Raw genomic sequence first — 832 nt, 5'->3', positions numbered from 1 at the left:
TACTGCCCTGAGAGCGGAGAGTTAATGCGCCACCACTGGTCAACCGACTGGCGTGTTGCGTAAAGCGCTCAATATTCCCCTCGCGGATAAATTCTTGTCGCGACTCAAAACGCACATTCCCCCCCGCAGACAGCTGCATATCCCTGCCGGATGTCAAGCTGGCCCCGGAGGTCAATAGGTTGCCTGCCGCAACTAAGGTGAGATTTTGGGCCGCGTTGATGGCACTGGCGGCATACAGGTAGTGTTTATCGCCATCATTCATCGGCGAATATTTTTGGGCAGAGAAAATTAAGTCCTGGCCAGCGTTAACCGACACATTTCCCTGCGTCGAGGTTAATCTGGCAATCTTACCCACGATATCGCCCCCCGCACTGAGTTGCAGGTCATCACCCGCGGTGATTTGTGTGCCTAATTCGGATAAATCAACCGAGGTCAGCCGTTCTTTTAAGGCTAATAGTTTGTCAAATCCATATAATTCGGATAAATAAAACAGACTGTCTGACGCCTGCTGCGTATTGGGACGAGACATATTGATATCGTGACCCGCACTGAGCATGACTTGTTGCCCGGCACTGATCCGCGCTCTCTGCAAAACTAAATCCTGGCCCGCAAACAGATGAATATTGCCCGCCGCATTCAAGTGACTTTGGTAGGCATCCAGGTGACGGCCCGCACTGAATGTCAGATGACGGGATTTAGCTAACCGGATACCGGCAAGATCCAGATCGCGGCCCGCGGAAATCCGCAAATGATTATCCGCCGAAATGGTGGGTAATAATGACTCAGGCTGTCTCCATCCCAGTTGGATGTCGCCTTCACGCACCAGTAGCTC

The 832-nt window shown here is 52.2% G+C and carries 1 protein-coding gene; it reads right to left on the bottom strand.

Going from position 1 to position 832, the window contains the following annotated elements:
- Nucleotides 1-832, bottom strand: an 832-nt coding sequence (locus tag EAE89_RS23045; protein WP_214086672.1) for a hemagglutinin repeat-containing protein, incomplete at both ends; no start/stop codon positions are given.

Origin of the sequence: Photorhabdus heterorhabditis (genome assembly GCF_018448905.1) — a bacterium.
Classification (GTDB): Bacteria; Pseudomonadota; Gammaproteobacteria; order Enterobacterales; family Enterobacteriaceae; genus Photorhabdus; species Photorhabdus heterorhabditis.
This window is presented reverse-complemented; position numbering and strand designations above follow the sequence as displayed.